This is a genomic window from Marinobacter sp. S0848L (assembly GCF_023016065.1).
Lineage (GTDB): Bacteria > Pseudomonadota > Gammaproteobacteria > Pseudomonadales > Oleiphilaceae > Marinobacter.
Window position 1 is genome coordinate 122169 of record NZ_JALKAQ010000009.1, and the last position, 16105, is coordinate 138273.

Sequence of the window (16105 nt, forward strand, 5' to 3'; positions counted from 1 at the left end):
GATAAACGGCAGATTACAGAAATAACACATAACAGGCCTGCCAGTCGCCTCCTTGGCTTCGTTATAATCGCGGGATGAGTAAAACAACGAAATCCCGTAAAAAACCGTCTAAACGTCAGCCAAAGAACCAGCGCTCGGGCCTGTGGCGTTTACTGTTCCGATTCGCATTGCTGGGGCTGGTGGTGCTAGCTGGCTGGATGGTGTACCTCGATGCGGTTGTCACATCCCGCTTTGAAGGCCGCCGTTTCGAAGTACCTTCCCGTGTGTATGCCCGCCCGCTGGAGCTGTACGACGGTGCCAGCGTCAGTGCCTCCGGGTTGGCCAGAGAGCTTGAACTGGCAGGTTATCGATCAGGCAATGGGGTCAAACCCGGCACCTACCGCCGCAACGGTGGCCGTTTTGTCATCAGTGCCCGAGGGTTTTTGTTCCCCGATGGTGAAGAGCCGCGCCGCCGCATTTCGCTGGTGGTGAGCGGTGACAAGGTTCGGTCGTTCTCAGTCGTGGCTGGGCCGAAATCGCCGATCGTCCGGCTTGAACCCGCGCAAATTGGCGGCATTTATCCGGCCCACCGCGAAGATCGTGTTCTGGTGCAGCTCGAAGACGTGCCGGAACTTCTGCCGAACACCTTAATGGCGGTAGAAGACCGCGAATTCTACAGTCACTTTGGTCTGGCTCCGTTGTCGATTGCCCGGGCCATGTTGGCGAATATCAAAGCGGGCAGAGTGGTGCAAGGCGGCAGCACATTGACCCAGCAGTTGGTGAAAAACTTCTTCCTGACCCGCGAACAAACCTTGGTGCGTAAAGGCAACGAAGCCTTGATGGCGATCCTGCTGGAGCTGCATTACGAGAAAGACGACATTCTTGAAACCTATCTGAATGAGGTTTATCTCGGCCAGGCCGGTGTCCGCAGCATTCACGGCTTTGGCCTGGCCAGTCAGTTTTACTTTGGCGAGCGTCTGAAAGATTTGGCACCGCATCAAATGGCATTGTTGGTAGGAATGGTGAAAGGGCCCAGTTATTACAACCCGAGGCGCCACCCGAAACGAGCAACCGCACGCCGTAATCTGGTGTTGAATGAAATGACGGAAGCGGGCTTACTGAGCGAGCAAGAAGCGTCCGATGCGAAGGCCAAACCATTAGGGGTCAGCGGGAAACCGTCGTTTACGGACAACCGTTACCCGGCTTATATCGACCTGGTTCGCCGACACTTGGCCCGGGATTACCAAGAAGAAGATTTGCAAAGTGAAGGTTTGCGCATCTTCACAACATTGGACCCTGCGGTTCAGCATGCATCTGAGACTTCGGTCAGTAAAACGTTACCTAAATTGCCTGGCTCGGATGCGCTGGAGGCGGCCTTGGTGGTTACGGCGAAAGACACCGGCGAAGTGTTGGCTTTGGTCGGCGGTAAAGATCCGAGCTTTGCCGGCTTTAACCGTGCAGTGGATGCCAAACGCCCGATGGGTTCCCTGATAAAACCGTTCGTGTATCTGGCCGCTCTTGAGCAGGCTGACCGGTATACGTTAATTACCCCGGTTAAAGACCAGGCGTTCACGCTGGAATTCGATGACGGCAAACTGTGGCAGCCGAAAAACTTCGACAAGCAGGAGCGGGGCGAAGTGCCTTTACACCGGGCGCTGTCCAAATCCTATAACCTGCCGGCGGTTCGAGTGGGCCTGGATGTGGGAATTCCTCAGGTGCAGGAAAAGCTCAGAGCATTCGGCATCACCAGCCCGATATCGGATTATCCATCAATGCTGTTGGGTTCCGTGAATTTGGCACCGGTGGATGTGGCCCAGTTGTATCAAGGTTTAGCGACGTCTGGCTTCAACACACCCTTGCGTACCATTCGTGAGGTAACGGATGCCGACAATGAGCCGCTGTCACGGTATAACCTAAAAGTGGACCAAGTGGCCGACCCGGCTGCAGTGCATCTGGTGCAATACGCCATGCAGGAAACCATGCAAGAAGGCACCGGCCGATCGGCTTACTATACCCTGCCGGACCAGTTAACGCTGGCGGGCAAAACCGGCACCACCGACGACGGCCGGGACGCGTGGTTTGCCGGCTTTAGTGGTGATTTGCTGGCGGTGGCCTGGGTCGGCCGAGACGACAATGGCCCCACTTCGCTCACGGGAGCATCCGGTGCTTTGCCGATTTGGTCCACAATGATGGCTCAGATTCCGCAACATGGGTTTTCACCGGTCATGCCAGACGGCGTGCAGTATCAGTGGGTAGATACTGAAGCTAATGCTTTGACGGGGGAAGGGTGCCAGAATGCGCGCCTGATACCCTTTGTCGCCGGCAGTGAGCCCGACACCCACACTGGGTGCAACGGCGATTTAGGTGGGCAAATACGCAGTTGGTTTGAAGGATTGTTCCGATGAGAAAAGTAACGATAACGCACGCGGCCAGCTTCGCGTTGATGCTTGGTCTAGCCGGGTGTTCGGCACCGGGCGGAGGCTCGATTTATGTGCCGATGGGCGGTGGCGATCAGTCTAAAGCGCCTGAGCCGCCAAGAACGTCTGAGCCGGAAACGTCCGAACCTCAAGTCTGGCGCAAGAGCGAGCAGCCGCAAGCCAGCGAACCCGCTCCCGCGCCAGAGCAGCCTACCCGTTCGCCCAGCTATCGCGAATCCGGCGATGAGTTGCCCGCTGCGGCGGTCGCGCTGATTCGTGATGCCGATCAACGGCTGCAACAGGGTGACTCGGCTGGAGCCATCTCGCGTCTGGAGCGGGCCCAGCGAGTGGCACCACGGTCAGCAGAGGTGTATTTCAAACTGGCAGAAGCTTACGTGGCTGGCAATAACCTGGGTGCGGCAGAGCAGTTCACGCTGAAGGGTTTGTCGCTGGCGGGTAACGATTCCCGTATGCAGCGGTCTGGCTGGTTGTTGCTGGCGGACATTCGCCGAGCGAGAGGTAATGTGGCGGGGGCGTCTCAGGCCGAGGATCGGGCGAGAGCGTTGTAAGGCGTAGAGGCCATCCCTGGCCTCTAAATATTTCCCGTAAAGGGGTATCAGGATTGCTGGGAGATCAACGTCGCCTCGGTGGTCTCGCCGGCTTTCACTTCTACGTTTTGCTTGCCATAGAAGGTTAGTCCTTCGTCTTTTTCGTTATCGTCCAGCTGGCAGCTGTAGCTCACGGTGTAAGTGCCTTCTGTGAGGAACGCTGCGGTCCACTCATGACGGCTGTCAGCATCTTCATCGTTGACTGGAATAACCATTAACGGATTGTTGCCGTCTCGGTTGACGTTTAGGTCGATGGGTTCGACATCTGCGCCTTCATAAACGTACACCGAACCTTCGTAGTTGGCGCTGCAGTTGGCTTCGGCCAACTGGTTTATCTCAGCGTAGTTCACTTCACCGGTTATCTTGCCAACTTCCAGGTTGTTTACCAGTCGTAAAACCGGCTTAAGCATGAAGTCGCCCTTGGCATTGCCTTGGGGGTCAACAATGGATTTGCGCACGTCAAAATCGATGGTGAAATCGGTGCTGGTGTCTGCCGCTACGACAAAATTTCCTTTCAGTTTTAGGCCGCTCTGTTCGCCGGATGGCACACCGAGGGTATATCGCGCATCGCCCTCAGACTTTTTGGTCACCCATGAATTGTCAGTATCAATAATCAGGCGAATTTCTTTGTAGTCGCCAGCGGGCACCTCTTCGTCGGTGATCAGAGGCTCAGTCACGCCGCCCTGTAGTGTTAAGAGATCTACTGTGCCGGTTTTTTCAAGGCTGTATTCTATCCATTCGCCGTCAGCGTGCTTGAGTCGGATGGTGTTGAACGCGATGTTAACGCTACTCAGGTCGGTCGCAGGAGCATCTGTGAGCCCCACCGATACTGTTCCGGTTTGACCCGAATCGCTACTGCTGCCACTGCCACCACAGGCTGCCAGTGCGCCGGCGAGGGCGGAAATTGCGAATAATTTGGTTGTGGGTTTCATAAAACCTCCTGATAGAAATCTTGCTGGTTCGACTACGAGGTATATCTTCTTCACGGGTAGGACCAGTGAAGCGTTCCTGTTAATACATTAGCAAGGGCATTTAATAAGGGGTACTACAGAACGGTAAGAGAATTCGGCAGGCAGGCGTGGTTTAAAGGGTAGGGGGGCGGCGTTAGAGTGCGGTGACTCAGTAGAACCTAAGTCACCGCGCGGTCTAGCTTAAAGGGTTGCCATCACCTTGCGGGCGGCAGCCAAGGTGAACTCGATGTCATCTTCTGACAGCGCAGCACACACAAAGCTTGCTTCGAAGGCGGATGGGGCCAGGTAGACCCCTTCAACCAGCATGCCCTGGAAGAATTTCTTGAAACGCTCGGCGTCGCATTCCATTACCTGAGCAAAACTGATGACCGACGATTCGTTGGTGAAAAAGAAACCAAACATGGCACCGGCGGATTGCACTGCCAGCGGGATGCCCGCTTCGTCGGCTGCTGCTTTGATGCCGTCACGTACTTTGTTGGTTTTCTCGATTAACCGATCGTGGAAGCCGGATTCAGAGATGGCGTTCAGAGTGGTCAGGCCTGCGGCCATGGCCAGCGGGTTACCGCTCAAGGTGCCAGCCTGGTAAACCGGACCCAGTGGTGAGATGTGTTCCATGATCTCGCGCTTGCCGCCAAACGCACCGACCGGCAAACCGCCACCGATGACCTTACCCAAAGCGGTCAGGTCTGGGGTCACGCCGAACAAGCCTTGAGCGCCGCCCAAGGAGACGCGGAAACCGGTCATCACTTCGTCAAAAATCAGCACCGTACCGTGCTCGTCGCACACTTCCCGCAGACCTTCGAGGAACCCCGGAACGGGCGGAATGCAGTTCATGTTGCCGGCTACCGGCTCCACGATGATGGCGGCAATTTGATCGCCCATTTCCGCAAAGGTTTTGCGCACGCCGTCGATGTCGTTGAAATCGAGGGTAAGAGTGTGTTCCGCCAGGCTGGCGGGAATGCCCGGTGAGTTAGGCTCGCCCAGGGTCAGTGCGCCGGAGCCTGCTTTTACCAGCAGGGAGTCCACGTGGCCGTGGTAGCAGCCTTCAAACTTAACAATCTTGTCCCGGCCGGTGTAACCGCGTGCCAGGCGAATGGCGCTCATGGTGGCTTCGGTGCCGGAGTTGACCATCCGTACCATATCGATTGACGGCACCAATTCGCACACTTTCTTCGCCATCTCGGTTTCGATAGCGGTTGGGGCACCGTAGCCTACACCCAGATCAACCTGCGCGTGCAGAGCCTCTTTAATGCGCGGGTCGGAATGGCCCAGGATCATCGGTCCCCAGGAACCGATGAAATCGATGTAGCGCTTGTCGTCTTCATCGTACAGATAAGCGCCTTCGGCATGCTTGAAAAATACCGGGGTGCCGCCCACGCCGCGAAATGCCCGAACCGGAGAGTTAACACCACCGGGGATGTATTTTTGTGCCTGTTCGAACAGTTCTTCAGAGTGACTCATGGTTTACTCCTGTCAGTTGGAATGTGTCGATAGTGGGTGATGCAAAGCCACCAGCTGGCTGAACTGTTTGGCTTTTGCTTCGATCTCTTCGGGGCTGCCCCCAAACAGACCACCCACTACGGCAATAAGATCAGCACCGGCACGAATCAGTGGTTCTGCATTTTCGGCTGTGATGCCGCCAATGGCCGTCACCGGAAGCCCTAAACGGCGTGCATCGCTTAGAACCCTAGCGTCGGCACGGGGTGCCCCGGGCTTTGTGCCGGACTGATAAAAGCGGCCAAAGGCTAAATAGTCAGCACCTCCGGCTTTGGCGATTTCGGCCAGCTCCATGTGCTGGTGGCAGGTAATGCCGATAATGGCATCCTGCCCCAGCAGCTTTCGGGCATCAGCCAAAGCCCAGTCGTCTTGACCTAAGTGAACGCCTTGAGCACCCACCCGGAGTGCCAGTTCCGGATCATCGTTGATGAGTAACGGCACACCGGCGTTCTGGCAAAGACTGGCCAGATCCGAGGCCTGGCGCAGCCGTTCAGTTGTTGATGACAGCTTGTCCCGATATTGGACCAACACTGCGCCGCCCGCTAGCGCGGCTTCTACGGACTGCAGCAGGCGATCCGGGGGAGTAAGGCGGTTATCGGTGATGGCGTAGAGGCCGCGCTCAATAGGCGGTTTCAACGTTCCCACGGAATGCCCCTGTTGGGTACGCGTTGCCCTTGGCCGATGGTCAGAGCGCCAAGAAGTGTGCGGCTAACGTAATTTTGCGCCTGAGAGATCGCGGCACGGGCCGACAGCCCGCTGGCAATGCCCGCTGAAATGGCTGCGGCCAGCGTACAACCGGTGCCGTGGTATTCGTTGGCGCCAATGCGCTCTAGCTCCCAGTTCATCGGTTTGTGACCGGCACTGTACAGCGTATTGATGATGTGTGGCCCCGTGCCGTGCCCGCCAGTGGCCAGAACCGATTTGCAGCCAGCCGACAGTAATTTTTCCGCGGCCTCGCTTTCGCTGTCACAGCCACCAAGCTGGAGCAGTTCCTCGCCGTTGGGGGTGATCATTTCTGCCCGCGCGAACAGAGAGCTCTTCATGGCGGTTACCAGTTCGTCATCGGCCAGATCTCCACCGCCAGCCGCCTTAATAACAGGGTCAACAATCAATGGCAGGTCAGGGCGGCTTTCGAGAAAATCCATCAACACGTTCACGACCGCGGCGTTGCCCATGGCACCGGTTTTCACTGCATGCAGCGGAATATCGTTCGCCAGACACTCCAGCTGCTGGCGGATGATCTCCGGGCTAATAGCCTCAGCGCCATGCACGTTGTTGGTATCTTGAACCGTCAGGCATGTCACTACCGGCAACGGGTGGCCACCAAGAGAGGTGATTGCCTGAATATCAGCCTGAATGCCTGCGCCGCCGGACGGGTCCAGCCCGGACAGCACCAGAACATGGGGGCGTGTGTAGCTGTTAATGATGAACCTCCTTAGAAAGGCTTAACAACGGCAAGAATGACAACCGCGAGCAGAATGAATACGGGCAGTTCGTTGAACCAGCGGTAAAACACGTGGCTGCGGGTGTTACTGTCGTTTTGGAATACTTTTACCAGATGGCCGCAGTAGAAGTGATACACGATCAGCAAGGCTACCAAGGTTAACTTCGCGTGCAACCAGCCCTGACTGAAATAGCCCGATACATTGTAGCTGAGCAGCCACACGCCAAAAATGACCGTGGCGATCATCGAGGGCGTGGTAATCCCTCGGTAGAGTTTACGTTCCATGATTTTGAAGCGCTCTTGCCCAGGCTTGTCTTCGCACGCTGCGTGGTAAACAAACAGGCGGGGCAAGTAGAAAATGCCAGCAAACCAGCACACCAGTGAAATAATATGAAACGCTTTAACCCATAACATGTATTAGCTCCGGCGGTATTGGTAGTAACTTTCAATATCGGATTGCAGCACGACACCGTAAACCCGCTGGATCATTGGTGCGACATGGCGCTGCACGTAAAGTGCCTCAGCCTTGGATTGCTCAAATTCGTTGAGGGCTTGCTCCAGCGTGGCCTGATATTGCACGGGCGCAACGTCTCGCCGGTTGGCTGGGATCTGCATCAAATCCAGGCTCTCTGGTTTCTCAGAAGCATCTTCGGAGTTTACCTCGCTGAGCTCCTCAAGGTACCGAGCGAGATCAACGGCAGGTAGCAATGAGGTGGGGCCGCTGTTGCCGTCCACCAAGAGCCATTTAGGTTCGGAGGAAAGTGCTTTTCGCGCTTCCTCGAGTGTGAGCTGGCGTTCGATGCGCAGAATGTTCCGGTCCATAATCGCGCCTACGGAAACCCGCCGCAAAGCTTGGGTAACTGGTGAATTCTGATAACTCAGCCCTTGGCTTTTCAGTACGGTGATGAACAACGACTTCTTGCCAAACGCTTCGCTGGTAACCAGGCTCGCGGTGGTAATAATCAGCATGCCGGGCAGAATGATGTTGGGGTTATGGGTGAGTTCCAGTAGTGCCATCAGTGCTGCCAAAGGTGCGTGCAAAACGGCCCCCATCATGGCCCCCATGCCGAGCATGGCGTAAAAGCCGACAGACGAGGCTGCCTCGGGTGCGAAGGCTGCTCCGATCAGGCCCATGGCCCCGCCCAGCGTTGCTCCGATAAACAAGGTGGGGCCGATCACCCCGCTTGGCATGCCAAGGCCGATAGAGGTTCCGGTGATCAGCAGTTTGGCCAGGCCTGCCCCCAGCAAAAGCCAGAAGCCCAGCTCGCCGTTAATGGTGTCACCGACCGTGTCGTAGCCGATACCCATGGTTTCGGGCACGAAGATGGCAAACGGCACCATCAGAAGACCGGCCACGAAGATGCGCAAAAACACCGGGCGATGATGATAACGCCCAAGGCTGTCCACTAATTGAATGAAAGCGGCAGCGGCAATGCCGATCATTACCGCAATGGCTAATATCCAGGGGATTTCCAACAAGGAGTTCATGGTCAGTGCCGGAACGCTAAAGGCCGGTTCGGTGCCGTAGACCACTTGGGTGACGATGGCGGCGCTCACCGCCGACAGGATAATGGGAGTAAAACCGGCGATGGTGTACTCCATCATCACCACTTCCATGGCGAAGATAACGCCAGAGATCGGAGTGTTAAACGAAGCGGAGATCGCGGCGGCGCAACCGCACGCAACGAGAGTGCGAATGCTGTTGTTAGGCAGGCGCATCCACTGCCCGAGAATGCTTGAGAATGCCGCGCCGAGATGCACTGCCGGCCCCTCCCGGCCGGCGGATTGTCCGCTGACGACCGTAGTCACGCCGGCGATAAATTGCACGATGGCGCTCTTGAATGAGATATAGCCCTGATGATAGTTCAGGCGTTCCATAACGTGGGCAATCCCCACTTTGCGGTCCTGAATGCCGAGTTTGTGTAGAAAAAGCCCCAGCGCGACGGCGCCGGCAAGAGGTAAAATGCCGCGTGTAAGAATGTCCAGATCTTCGAAGTTTTCCGAGCCGCTGCCCGGAAAAAAATAATCCAGCGGCCATTCGATCGCAAAGCGGAACAACAGGATCACGGCACCGGTGACAATACCGGAAAGCAAACCAAGGACGGCCAGCTGGGGAAGGGCATCCACGCCGGCAAGTCTTCCTCGGAAAACGTGTATCAGGTTTTCCGTAACCTGTTGCCTGATGTTACGCATGCGGGCTGAATTCCGGTTGTTCGAACAAGACGTTCAGAGGGATTGAGGCACCATTGTAGCTTTGGGGGGGCAAGCTGCAATAAGTCCTTGGTTTATCATGTTAGACTAACGCCAAATTCTGACCAGATTACGTTGGAGAAGAGAGTGATTAAAGTAGGCATCGTTGGTGGTACCGGGTACACAGGCGTAGAGCTGTTAAGGATTCTCGCCGTTCATCCTGAAGTTGAAGTGAAGTGCATCACTTCGCGCTCTGAGGCAGGCATGCCCGTAGCGGATATGTACCCCAACTTGCGCGGTCACTTCGACCTGGCGTTCTCCGAGCCTGACCCAAAGCAGCTGGCGGAGTGCGATCTGGTGTTTTTTGCAACGCCTCACGGTGTTGCAGCCCGCATGGTGCCGGAACTCATGAAGGCGGGCACGCGGGTGGTAGATCTCTCGGCCGACTTCCGTTTGAAAGATCTCGATGTCTGGGCGAAGTGGTATGGAATGCCCCATGCAAGCCCTGAGTGGGCCGCGAAAGCCGTTTACGGGTTGCCCGAAGTGGCCCGTGACGAAATCCGCGAGGCTCAGTTGGTGGCAAACCCCGGGTGCTACCCGACCGCCGTTCAGCTGGGTTTTCTGCCGCTGCTTGAGAATGGTCTGGTAGATCCGTCGCGCCTGATTGCAGACGCCAAATCGGGAGCCAGTGGCGCAGGCCGTCAGGCCAATGCGGGTATGTTGCACGGTGAAATTGGCGAAAGCTTTAAAACCTACGGCGCGTCTGGCCACCGTCATTTGCCGGAGATCCGTCAGGGCTTGAGCGAGGCGGCCAGCTCCAACGTGGGTGTGACGTTTGTTCCGCATTTGCTGCCGATGATTCGCGGTATTGAAGCGACGCTTTACGCTGAGTTAAACGACGTTGCTGATTTCGACCGTTTGCAGGCGCTGTTTGAAGAGCGTTACCGGAACGAGCCGTTCGTAGACGTCATGCCGTTTGGCAGCCACCCGGAAACCCGCAGTGTGCGTGGGGCCAACCACTGCCGTATGGCGCTGCACCGTCAGGAGCAGAGCAACGTGGTGATTGTCACCTCGGTCATCGATAATCTGGTGAAAGGTGCGGCCGGGCAGGCAGTCCAAAACATGAATATCATGTTTGGGCTGGACGAGCGGCTGGGGCTGAACGCTCCTGCGATGCTGCCTTGAGGCAGGACTGATTCGTGAGCGAGACGCCTAAACCTTCAGAAGAATACGTTGTTATCCGGCACCGGCGGGGGTATCGCCTGCGCCGGACGCTGATTTTGCTCGGATTTACGATCGTTGCGGCCATTTCCGGCTACATGGCCGGGATGGCGCAGGGCGGATTCCGCTTTTCGTCGGCGGAAGAAACCAAAGAGTTGCTGGTTCACGAAGTGGATAACCTGCGCGAGCAGTATCATTCGGCCCGTCAGCAGCTGATCAATCTGGAGCGGGGCCGGGCAATTGATGAGCAAGCCATGCGCGACGCCAGAAATGCCATTGTTGAGCTGGAAACGAAGGTTTCCGAGTTGAACGCAGACCTGACGTTTTACCGCAACATTATGGCCCCGACAGAAGTCAGCAAGGGGTTGCAGGTGGACAGCTTTACGCTTTCGCCGGCTCGTGGCGATGGGCGCTATAGCTTCAAAATGGTATTGACCCAGGTCGGTAACAACAACCGTTACGTGTCCGGGCTCGTGGCAGTGAACGTCATCGGGATGGTTAATGGTGAAAAGCAGGTGATTGCGCTGCGGGATTTGTCAGATGATATCGACGATCTGGGGGTGAAGTTCAAATTTCGTTATTTTCAGGATGTTGAAGGCAGTTTAAGTTTGCCTGACGAATTCGAACCATTGGAAATACAGGTTGTTGCCCAGGCAGGAGGCCGAAAAGCGGCGCAGGCAGAAAGTACATTCGACTGGGAACAATTAACAGGAAACTGAAATGTTCAATAAGAAAAAGCAGGGGCGGCACCGTTCTTCTAACCGTTTCGATACGTTGATTTCGGCACGTACGACTATTGAAGGCGATGTTCGCTTTTCAGGCGGGTTGCACGTGGATGGTAAAATCAAGGGTCGAGTCATTGCTGAAGAAGGTAGTGACGCGGTTATCCGTTTGTCCGAGGTGGGGCAAATTACCGGAGACGTCATCGCGCCGCACATTATTATCAACGGGACTGTGCACGGCGATGTGCGTTCCTCCAGTCATCTGGAACTGGCTGAAAAATCGAGTGTCAATGGAAGTGTTTATTACCAGTTGATCGAAATGGCCATGGGGGCCGCCGTCAATGGCAACCTGATTCGCCAGACCGAGACGACGGGGCTCCTTTCTCACGAACAGCCAGAGACCGTCGATCCCGAACTGGAGAGTGAGGGAAAGTTCGAATAGTTGACTGTTTTAGTCGGGAATACCATAATCGAGCAAATATCTATTAGTGCCGGAGGCAACCCTTGAGTGTAGTTCAGCAGCAAATGGCCTCGCCGCTGTTTTTCAGTGACAGCGCGGTTGCCAAGGTGCGCGAGTTGATCGAAGAAGAGGAAAATCCGGAGCTGAAACTGCGGGTTTTCGTTACCGGTGGTGGCTGTTCAGGCTTCCAGTACGGTTTTTCTTTTGATGAAAATCAGGAAGAAGATGACACGGTAATCGAACGTGATGGCATCAAGTTGCTGGTCGATTCGATGAGTTACCAGTACCTGGTTGGTGCCACCGTGGTTTATCAGGAAGGGCTTCAGGGTTCTCAGTTCGTGGTGCAAAACCCTAACGCCAGCTCAACCTGTGGCTGCGGCAGTTCCTTCTCGATCTGAGTTTAAGCGGGGTAGATTGCCCCGAGAACCCTTTCCCCCGAAGCGCCGGTTACGTCCGGCACGTTGCCCGGCAGGCCCTTCAAGGTCTGTCGCGCAAGCCAAGCGAACGCGACCGGCTCGACCCATTGTGAATCCAGCCCCAGTTCTGCGGTTGTCGCGAGTGCAACCGAGCCGAGACCCATCCGCAATTCGTTCATTAGTAGCGTGTTAAACGTTCCACCGCCACAGGCATAAACCGCCATGTTTGCGGTTTCTTGCGGCAATTGTTGCAGAATGGTGGTGACGGTCAGTTGCAGTAGGGTGCGCTGAACGTCTTCTGGAGCCAAATCCGGGAAGCGTTGGAGGTGGGTGCGAATCCAGTCGAGGTTGAAGCGCTCTTTGCCGGTACTCTTGGGTGCAGGCTTGCTGAAATAGGCGTCAGACAACATGCTGGACAGCAACTCTTGATGCGTGGTGCCTTCGCTGGCCAAGTGGCCGTCTTCATCGTAGTGACGGCCGGTTTGGTCCAGGCACCAGGCATCGAGCAGTGCATTGGCAGGGCCGGTATCAAATCCAACGATAGGTTTTCGGTTGCCGGCGGGTAACCAGGTGATGTTGGCGATGCCTCCCAGGTTCAGAATGCAGCGATCCTGCTTCTTGGATTCGAAGAGCCATTTGTGAAACGCCGGCACCAGTGGCGCGCCTTGCCCGCCCGCAGCAATATCTCTGCTGCGAAAATCCGATACCGTCGTCACGCCAGTTGCCTCTGCAATCAGTGCTGAGCAGCCTATTTGCATAGAGAACGGGGCAGAACCGGAGGGCTGGTGCCGGATGGTTTGCCCGTGGCTGCCAATTCCGGAAATATCGCTGCCCGCTACGCCCGCCCGGGCGATCAGCTCCGATGCGGTGCGCGCGAAATACTGCCCAACCAGAGTGTCCAGCTCGCCGATTTCGTCGGGGGTGCCGTGATCTCGGGTTGCCGAGACCAGCCTCTGTCGAAGGCTATCCGGATAGATGAGGGAGTGCGTGGCGTGAATGGTCAGGCTTTGGGGTTCGAAAGACACCAGCACGGCATCGACTGCATCCATGCTGGTGCCTGACATAAGGCCAAGCCAGTAGCTCATTGTTAGTTGTCCGTCGCAAGAGCCAGTTGGTTTTGGCTCTCGAGGAAAACGTTAAGTTGAGCCAGGCTTTGGCTGGTCACTTGTTTGAAGCGAGCCATTTCCGATTTCGGAATAGGCTGCGCGTCGGGTAGTTTGACGGTGCGCGAGTTCTTTGCCACCCCGTTTACCCTGAACTCGTAATGCAGGTGCGGGCCGGTAACCATGCCGGATGAACCTACATGACCGATGGTCTGACCTTGCTTGACGCGAGAGCCATTTTTGATGCCTTTACCGAGGCGACTCATGTGTGCGTAAAGGGTGGTTATGTTGTCGCCATGCTTGAGAACGACGGTGCGGCCGTAGCCACCTTTCCAGCCAGCGAACTTAACTCGGCCATTGCCGGCAGCTTTGATCGGTGTGCCGGGAGGGGCGGCGTAGTCCGTGCCTTCGTGTGGGCGAACGATATCCAGCACCGGATGACGGCGCTGCAGGTTAAACGGTGACGAAAGCCGGGCGTTAATGGGGACGCGTAAGAACGCCTTACGCATACTTTGTCCTTCGGGCGTGTAGTAGTCGCTCTCACCGTTCGAGTCGGTGTACAAAAGAGCGATGTTCTCTTCGCCGCGGTTGGTGAACTTGGCGGACAGAATGCGGCCGGTGCTGAATTCCTCACCGTCGATGTACAGCTGCTCATAAACCACTTCGAAGCGGTCTCCTTTGCGAACGTCATAAACGAAGTCGATGTCCCAGCCGAAAATGCCGGCTAACTCCATGGTGAGTCGATCATCCATCCCTGCTTCACGGGCGGCAAGGTAAAGAGAGCCATCGATCTCGCCCACGGCAAAGGCCGGGCGAATTTCAGGTTCACGAACTTCGGTTTCGCCGGCATAGCCGTTTTCGGTCTTTTCGATTTTAAGAGACTCGAGGCGGCTACGCTGCAGTTCGATAGCGACCAAATCGCCTTCGTCGTCTAGACCAAACCGGATGTCTTCACCGGCATAAAGGCGTTGGAGTTTATCGGCTTCGCCTTCTCCGTGGATCACCGATAGCATTACGCCGTCATTGAAGCCTGCCTTTTTAAACAGCGACGACAAAGTGTCGCCCGATTTAATGCGGAACTCTTTCCACTGAACTTTCGGCGCTTCGGGAGCCGCAATGGCGGCGGGCGGAGCTTTCGTTGCGGCAAGAGCCTGCTCGACGGAATTGCTCGGAGCGGGTATTTCGGCAGCCTGTTCCGCCGTATTCTCAGAAGTTTGTGTGGAAATTACAGGGGCGCCAGACCCGGAAACAGTGCCTTGACTAAGGTCAACCGGGTAGGACATGCGCTTGGCTTCAACGTCTGAGCTTGGGCTCATAAGTGCGGCCGCAGTGACTGCAATTGTTGCAGCGGCGGCGAGCGTTAAATGTGATTTGGGGAAGGTTTTAAGCACGGTGCTCACCCATTATGATCGAAATTCCGGGTAGTTGTGTCGGCTAATTAAAGCGCCTGATCAAGTATAGACCACCAGATTACCGCATATAAAAGAATCAGGACAGTGGCGAACATTACGGTTACTGCGGTGGGCGGGCGTACAAAATGCGCTGCCACTGGTATAATGCCGCCCCTGTTATGCAGGGTTTGGTCAAAAACTGATCATGCACACTTTACCAAGTAGCGCCGGAAAATCGCAGCATTCTTTTGTAGAGCTGTGTAACTGGCCGCTTCTACCGTTTTGCAGTCAACGCTGGGGAAACTAGGTTCATGGCATCACTAGATGAAGCATTAGCCATCATTAAGCGCGGAATAGATGAGCTGATTCCAGAAGAAGATCTGATCGCAAAGTTAAAAGAAGGTCGCCCTTTAAGGGTAAAGGCGGGCTTTGATCCAACCGCTCCCGACTTGCATCTGGGTCATACCGTACTGATTAATAAGCTGCGACAGTTTCAGGATCTCGGTCATGAGGTCATCTTCCTGATCGGCGATTTTACCGGAATGATCGGCGACCCCAGTGGTAAGAGCGCAACTCGGCCTCCGCTTAGCGAGGAGCAGGTGATGCAAAACGCCATCACCTATAAAGAGCAGGTGTTCAAGATTCTGGACCCGGCCAAAACCCGGGTGGTATTCAACTCCGAGTGGATGGGTAAGTTGAGTGCTTCTGAAATGATCAAGCTTGCCGGGCAGTACACGGTTGCTCGTATGCTGGAGCGTGATGATTTCACCAAGCGTTTCCGTGCCGAGCAGTCCATCGCGATCCATGAATTTCTCTATCCTTTAATACAGGGTTACGACTCGGTCGCACTTGAGGCGGATGTTGAGTTAGGTGGTACAGATCAGAAATTCAACCTGCTGATGGGGCGTGTGCTGCAGAAGCATTATGGGCAGAAGCCTCAGGCCGTGATCACCGTTCCCATTCTTGAAGGTCTGGATGGCGTGCAGAAGATGTCCAAGTCGCTGGGCAACTATGTTGGGGTAAATGACTCGCCGGGTGAAATGTACACCAAGCTGCTGTCTGTGCCCGATGATTTGTTGTGGCGTTACTTCGAATTGCTCAGCTTCCGTCCGATGGCGGAGGTAGAAGAATATCGCGCTGCGGTAGAGGGTGGTGCAAACCCTCAAGACTATAAAAAGATACTGGCAGAAGAATTGATTACTCGCTTCCATGATGAGGAGGCAGCGAAGTCTGCCCACAAGTCAGCAGGCAACCGGGTGGCTTTGGGAGAGATTCCGGAAAACGTACCAACTGTAGAAGTCTCTTTGGAAGGGCAGGCTGAAATGCCGATGGCATCTGTGCTCCGGTTGGCTGGTTTGGTAAAGAACGGTGCGGCAGCTCGCGATGTGTTGGGGCGCGGGGCGGTGTATCTGGATGGACAGAAGTTCGAAGGGAGTCGCATGTTCGTCAAAGGGGACGACTGCGTGATCCAGGCTGGCAAGAAGAAGATCGCGCGGGTGTTGCTGGTCGGTTAAAAAAGCCTTTGAGCGACCAATTTGAACTTTTTTCAAGTTGGTCGTTGACACTCTCAGGGATGTCTGTAGAATGCGCCTCTCGCTTGAGGGGCTGGCCGCTAAACACGGTCAGCAACGAAGCGGTAACTGCTTGAAAGTTCTGAAGAAAACGTTTTAAAGATTCTTCAAAAAG

General features: G+C 55.6%; 15 protein-coding genes. 7 read left to right on the forward strand and 8 right to left on the reverse strand.

Translation table 11 applies throughout. The annotated features are described in order from the left end of the window. Positions 1-74 precede the first annotated feature (74 nt). On the forward strand, positions 75-2384 hold the full coding sequence (mrcB, locus tag MWU64_RS11895) for a penicillin-binding protein 1B (RefSeq protein ID WP_247064607.1): 2310 nt from the start codon (positions 75-77) through the stop codon (positions 2382-2384). Further along, on the forward strand, positions 2381-2965 hold the full coding sequence (locus MWU64_RS11900) for a tetratricopeptide repeat protein (protein WP_247064608.1): 585 nt from the start codon (positions 2381-2383) through the stop codon (positions 2963-2965). The genes mrcB and MWU64_RS11900 overlap by 4 nt, the downstream gene beginning before the upstream one ends. Before the next feature lie 47 nt (positions 2966-3012). Here the strand turns inward: MWU64_RS11900 and MWU64_RS11905 are convergent, their stop codons facing one another. The 6 genes from MWU64_RS11905 to MWU64_RS11930 form a co-directional block, all read right to left on the reverse strand. Then, positions 3013-3936: a DUF4382 domain-containing protein gene (locus tag MWU64_RS11905; RefSeq protein WP_247064609.1), complete on the reverse strand. Its 924-nt coding sequence runs from the start codon at positions 3934-3936 to the stop codon at positions 3013-3015. Positions 3937-4155: 219 nt separating this feature from the next. Beyond that, on the reverse strand, positions 4156-5436 hold the full coding sequence (gene hemL, locus MWU64_RS11910) for a glutamate-1-semialdehyde 2,1-aminomutase (protein ID WP_247064610.1): 1281 nt from the start codon (positions 5434-5436) through the stop codon (positions 4156-4158). A 12-nt stretch (positions 5437-5448) separates the two neighbouring features. Continuing rightward, a complete protein-coding gene (gene thiE / locus MWU64_RS11915; RefSeq protein ID WP_247064611.1) occupies positions 5449-6117 on the reverse strand; it encodes a thiamine phosphate synthase in 669 nt (222 codons plus the stop codon). Next, the gene (locus tag MWU64_RS11920; RefSeq protein ID WP_247064612.1) at positions 6105-6866 is read right to left on the reverse strand and encodes a hydroxymethylpyrimidine/phosphomethylpyrimidine kinase; all 762 of its coding nucleotides are present in this window, start codon (positions 6864-6866) and stop codon (positions 6105-6107) included. Before MWU64_RS11920 ends, thiE begins: the two co-directional genes overlap by 13 nt. 41 nt (positions 6867-6907) lie before the next feature. Next, positions 6908-7330 carry a protoporphyrinogen oxidase HemJ gene (gene hemJ, locus MWU64_RS11925; protein WP_247064613.1) on the reverse strand — a complete coding sequence of 141 codons (423 nt, stop codon included), beginning with the start codon at positions 7328-7330 and terminating at the stop codon, positions 6908-6910. Between the two features lie 3 nt (positions 7331-7333). Then, complete coding sequence (locus MWU64_RS11930) at positions 7334-9109, reverse strand: chloride channel protein (RefSeq protein ID WP_247064614.1); 1776 nt, start codon at positions 9107-9109, stop codon at positions 7334-7336. Between the two features lie 144 nt (positions 9110-9253). Here MWU64_RS11930 and argC point away from each other — a divergent pair, with 144 nt between their 5' ends. The 4 genes from argC to erpA all read left to right on the forward strand — a co-directional run bounded on the left by argC (position 9254) and on the right by erpA (position 11907). Beyond that, positions 9254-10291 (forward strand): N-acetyl-gamma-glutamyl-phosphate reductase, encoded by a 1038-nt coding sequence (gene argC / locus MWU64_RS11935; protein WP_247064615.1) that lies wholly within the window; start codon positions 9254-9256, stop codon positions 10289-10291. A 14-nt stretch (positions 10292-10305) separates the two neighbouring features. Continuing rightward, positions 10306-11046: a DUF6776 family protein gene (locus MWU64_RS11940; protein ID WP_247064616.1), complete on the forward strand. Its 741-nt coding sequence runs from the start codon at positions 10306-10308 to the stop codon at positions 11044-11046. A gap of 1 nt (position 11047) precedes the next feature. Then, a complete protein-coding gene (locus MWU64_RS11945) occupies positions 11048-11491 on the forward strand; it encodes a polymer-forming cytoskeletal protein (RefSeq protein ID WP_247064617.1) in 444 nt (147 codons plus the stop codon). Positions 11492-11574: 83 nt separating this feature from the next. Then, a complete protein-coding gene (erpA, locus tag MWU64_RS11950; protein ID WP_247064624.1) occupies positions 11575-11907 on the forward strand; it encodes an iron-sulfur cluster insertion protein ErpA in 333 nt (110 codons plus the stop codon). Positions 11908-11909: 2 nt separating this feature from the next. Here the strand turns inward: erpA and MWU64_RS11955 are convergent, their stop codons facing one another. Together MWU64_RS11955 and MWU64_RS11960 are read right to left on the reverse strand one after the other, a co-directional pair. Beyond that, positions 11910-13010: an anhydro-N-acetylmuramic acid kinase gene (locus MWU64_RS11955; RefSeq protein WP_247064618.1), complete on the reverse strand. Its 1101-nt coding sequence runs from the start codon at positions 13008-13010 to the stop codon at positions 11910-11912. A gap of 2 nt (positions 13011-13012) precedes the next feature. Then, positions 13013-14419, reverse strand: coding sequence for a peptidoglycan DD-metalloendopeptidase family protein (locus MWU64_RS11960; protein WP_247064619.1), 1407 nt, complete (start codon positions 14417-14419; stop codon positions 13013-13015). Positions 14420-14730: 311 nt separating this feature from the next. On the opposite strand from MWU64_RS11960, the gene tyrS reads away from it, so the two are divergent. After that, positions 14731-15933: a tyrosine--tRNA ligase gene (tyrS, locus tag MWU64_RS11965; RefSeq protein ID WP_247064620.1), complete on the forward strand. Its 1203-nt coding sequence runs from the start codon at positions 14731-14733 to the stop codon at positions 15931-15933. The last annotated feature ends 172 nt before the right edge of the window (positions 15934-16105 follow it).